Raw genomic sequence first — 3979 nt, forward strand, 5'->3', positions numbered from 1 at the left:
ATGGAGGGCCCGCCGCGCCGGTTCACACCGCATCTGACGGTGGCCAGGAGCCGGGGGGTGCGGCGGGACGGCTCCAGGGAGGCGAGCGGGGGCGCGGCGGTCGATCTGCGGCCGTACGCCGCCGAGCTCGACGCCTTCGACGGCACGCCGTGGACGGTCGGCGAGCTCGTCCTCGTACGCAGCAACCTGCCCAGAAGCGGAATCCCGGGCGAACGGCCGCGGTACGAGGTGGCCGGGCGCTGGCCATTGGGTGCGCCCGGTTAACCTCAAGGGGTGGACCCGAAGACCAGAAACCGGATCATGGCCGCTGTGCTGTTCCTGATGTTCGCCGTGATCGCCGTGGCATCCGCGGTCCGCTAGCGGTCGGCCAGCGGTCGGCTGGCGTCGCGCGGCTGCTACGGCGATCAGCGGTCTGTGGTCCGCGATCAGGGATCAGCGGTCTGCGGTCACCAGGCGAAGGCCTCCGGCGACGGCCCCGGACCGGGGAAGATCTCGTCAAGCGAGGTGAGCACCTCGTCCGACAGCTCCAGCTCCACCGCGCGCACCGCCGATGCCAGCTGGTCCGCCGTACGCGGTCCGACGATCGGTCCTGTCACGCCGGGTCGGGTGAGCAGCCAGGCGAGCGCCGCCTCGCCGGGCTCCAGGCCGTGCTTGTCGAGCAGGTCCTCGTACGCCTGGACCTTCTCGCGCATCTGGGTGTTCGCGAGCGCGTCGGCGGAGCGCCCGCTGGCCCGCCGCCTGCCCTCGTTCTCCTTCTTGATGACGCCGCCGAGCAGTCCGCCGTGCAGCGGCGACCACGGGATGACGCCCAGGCCGTACTCCTGCGCGGCCGGGATGACCTCCATCTCGGCGCGGCGCTCGACCAGGTTGTACAGGCACTGCTCGCTGACCAGGCCGTAGCTGCCGAGGCGGCGGGCGGCCTCGTTGGCCTGGGCGATCTTCCAGCCGGCGAAGTTCGACGAACCGGCGTAGAGGATCTTGCCCTGCTGGATCAGGACGTCGACGGCCTGCCAGATCTCCTCGACCGGGGTGCGGCGGTCGATGTGGTGGAACTGGTACAGGTCGATGTGGTCGGTCTGCAGCCGCTTGAGGCTGGCGTCGACCGAGCGGCGGATGTTGAGCGCCGAGAGCCGGTCGTGGTTGGGCCAGGCCTCGCCGTCCGGGCCCATGCTGCCGTACATCTTGGTGGCGAGGACGACCTTGTCGCGGCGGTCGCCGCCGCGGGCGAACCAGGTGCCGATGATCTCCTCGGTGCGGCCCTTGTTCTCGCCCCAGCCGTAGACGTTGGCGGTGTCGAAGAAGTTGATGCCCGCGCCGAGCGCGGCGTCCATGATGCTGTGGCTGTCGGATTCGTCGGTCTGCGGTCCGAAGTTCATGGTGCCGAGGACGAGTCGGCTGACCTTGAGTCCGGTGCGTCCGAGCTGCGTGTACTCCATGGTTCTCCAGCCAACTGCGTGGAGTGCGCTCTAGGCAAGGGCATTCGTTGACGGGTTGGCGGCGCGTCAGCCGTCACTCTCGCCAGGTGAAGGTCGCGAGGCCGGTCGGTTGCCCGTCGCCGCTCGCCCCGTCCTCGCCGCTCGCTTCGTCCTCGTAGCCGTCGACTCCCCGCCAGCGGTGAACCATGTGCACGACGAGGGTCGTCCCGCCGAGCATCAGCCCGATCAGACACACCAGCCCGATGACGAGCCCGGCGAAGCCCAGGAGCCCGTAACCGGCCAGGGTCGCCATGATGTCGATCGGGTTCATACAGGCGCAGGCCAACATCCCAGCAGCTTGCGGCCGGGAGGGCGCTGACGCGAGCCCTCGATGTTGAACTGCCGCCCGGAGGTGACCGTTCCGCGACTCCGGGGGCGCTGTCGGTGGCCCCCACTAGGGTGCACCACATGACCGAGCCGACGTTCCTGCGCGCCACCCGCACCTCCTACGACCGCGTAGCCGCCGACTACGCCGAGCGCGCCCGCACCGAGCTTGGGAACAAGCCGCTGGCGCGGGCGATGCTCACCGCCTTCGCGGAGTACGTGCGGGATGCGGGCGGAGGGCCGGTTGCCGAGGTCGGGTGCGGGCCGGGGTATGTGACGGCGCATCTGCGGGAGCTGGGTCTTGACGCCTTCGGGGTCGACCTGTCGCCGGAGATGGTCGCGCTGGCGCGGCGGGACCATCCGGGGGTGCGGTTCGACGAGGGGGTGATGGGGGACCTGGACGCGGCGGACGGGTCGCTCGCGGGGCTGGTCGCGTGGTACTCGGTCATTCACGTACCGCCGGAGCAACTGCCCGAGGTGTTCGACGAGTTCCACCGGGTGTTGGCTCCGGGCGGGTCGTTGCTGCTCGCGTTCCAGGTGGGGGATGAAGTGCTGCACCTGGAGGAGGCGTTCGGGCGGGAGATCTCGCTCGACTTCCACCGGCTGCTGCCCGACCGGGTCACCGGGCAGTTGGAGCGGGCTGGGTTCGCGATGCGGGCGCGGCTGGTGCGCGAGCCCGACGCGACCGACCCGACGAAGATCCCGCAGGCGCATCTGCTGGCCTACAGGGGCCGGTGAGGGCGGGCAGGCCTTAGTCGCGGGGGAAGTCGTCGGTGGTGAGGGTGAGGTCGACGGCCGTGCCGGTCAGGTCCATCTCGCCGCCGAAGGTGACGGTCAGCTCGGTGGTGTAGTCACCGTCTTTCGGCCGGGTGTAGGCGTGACACTTGCCCTGGTACGGGTCCACGATCAGGTAGACGGGGACTTCGGCCTCGGCGTAGGCGGCCTTCTTCGGGCCGTAGTCGTTGGCGCCAGTGGCGCGCGAGATGACCTCGGCGACGAACTCGACGTCCTCATAGCGCCAGCGCCCGTCATGGCGCTTCGCCCCGTCGCGGAACTTGGCCACGTCCGGGCAGAAGCCGTTCTGATGGCCGGGGAAGTCGACGCGTACATCCGACATCACCAGCACGTTCCTGCCGAACCTGTCCTCCAGCGTGTGCAGAACCCTGCGAATGATCTGCCAGTGCACGTCTCGCTGCGGCACCATGTGGACGGCCCCCTCGACAATCTCCGCCTTGATTCCCTCGGGGACCATTCGCTCAAGCAGCTCGAACCACTCGTCCAAGCGCTCGGTGCTGTCGTCGGCCATCTCGATCCTGTCGGTCTCTACGACGGTCATGGTGGCGCTCCTCCCCAGCCTCCCGCAGTCGGGCAGCCGCACACGTCAACGATACGCAGCACCCTCCGGATACGGCGCCCCCATGTCCCACGCCTGATACATCGCGTCGGCGAAGGCCCCTGCCAGCTTGTGCTCGCCGGAGGGGGCTGGGTGGGTGCCGTCGTAGGTGTCGTAGTGGACGTCGTACGTGGGTGGGATCGAGGCCAGCAGGAGCGGGGAACTGTCCGTGTCCAGGTCGGCGATCGTCTTCGCCAGGAGTTCGTTGAAGTGGGCCACCGCCGTGGCGAAGGGCTCGTCCTGTTCGGCGCGGATGTTGGGGATGACCGGGAGGATGACGATGGCTATCTCCGGGTTCGCCGCGCGGGCCTCGGTGACGAAGCGGCGGGCGTTCGCCGCCGTCTGCTCGGCGTCCGTGTAGAAGCCCAGGTCGATCAGGCCGAGGGAGGTGAGGATCACGTCGGCTTTGGAGGTGGCTACCGCCTCGCGTATCTGGGGGGCCATGTGTAGCCAACCCTCGCCCCAGCCCGCCAGGTGGCGCTGCGGGAAGTCCGGGTCGGCGTAGTCGTACGAGAGGGGGGCGTCGGCCACCTTGTCGTAGAGCGCCGCGCGGGGGCCGACGATGCGGAACGGGCCGCCGAAGGAGGCGCACAGGTGCTGCCACATGCGGTAGCGCCAGGTGTACTCACCCGCACTGCCGATGGTCATCGAGTCACCGACGAAAAGGAACCTGAGCATCCGGTCATCATCGCTGATCGGGGCGTGCATCTGCGATGTGAGTCTGAGCACGGGGCGATCGGGAGGTGGTGGCAGGGTGGGGGTATGCGTTCAGGTTCCTGGGTGGGTG

6 protein-coding genes are annotated in these 3979 nt (G+C 69.2%); 2 read left to right on the top strand and 4 right to left on the bottom strand.

Annotation, left to right across the window (positions count from 1 at the left end; all coding sequences use genetic code 11):
- Window positions 1-264 (top strand): 2'-5' RNA ligase family protein (locus U9R90_RS34065; protein WP_411061166.1); only part of this gene is annotated, 264 nt, incomplete at its 5' end.
- A gap of 182 nt (window positions 265-446) precedes the next feature.
- Here the strand turns inward: U9R90_RS34065 and U9R90_RS34070 are convergent.
- The gene (locus U9R90_RS34070; RefSeq protein ID WP_411061168.1) at window positions 447-1436 is read right to left on the bottom strand and encodes an aldo/keto reductase; all 990 of its coding nucleotides are present in this window, start codon (window positions 1434-1436) and stop codon (window positions 447-449) included.
- 73 nt (window positions 1437-1509) lie between these two features.
- Window positions 1510-1746, bottom strand: coding sequence for a hypothetical protein (locus U9R90_RS34075; protein ID WP_411061170.1), 237 nt, complete (start codon window positions 1744-1746; stop codon window positions 1510-1512).
- Between the two features lie 137 nt (window positions 1747-1883).
- On the opposite strand from U9R90_RS34075, the gene U9R90_RS34080 reads away from it, so the two are divergent.
- A complete protein-coding gene (locus U9R90_RS34080) occupies window positions 1884-2537 on the top strand; it encodes a class I SAM-dependent DNA methyltransferase (protein WP_411061172.1) in 654 nt (217 codons plus the stop codon).
- Window positions 2538-2550: 13 nt separating this feature from the next.
- Here U9R90_RS34080 and U9R90_RS34085 read toward each other — a convergent pair whose 3' ends face one another.
- Together U9R90_RS34085 and U9R90_RS34090 are read right to left on the bottom strand one after the other, a co-directional pair.
- Window positions 2551-3135 carry a Uma2 family endonuclease gene (locus tag U9R90_RS34085; RefSeq protein ID WP_411061174.1) on the bottom strand — a complete coding sequence of 195 codons (585 nt, stop codon included), beginning with the start codon at window positions 3133-3135 and terminating at the stop codon, window positions 2551-2553.
- Between the two features lie 45 nt (window positions 3136-3180).
- Window positions 3181-3870, bottom strand: coding sequence for a GDSL-type esterase/lipase family protein (locus U9R90_RS34090; protein WP_411061176.1), 690 nt, complete (start codon window positions 3868-3870; stop codon window positions 3181-3183).
- Window positions 3871-3979 lie beyond the last annotated feature (109 nt).

Source organism: Streptomyces sp. E11-3, from assembly GCF_046540415.1.
Taxonomy (GTDB): Bacteria; Actinomycetota; Actinomycetes; order Streptomycetales; family Streptomycetaceae; genus Streptomyces.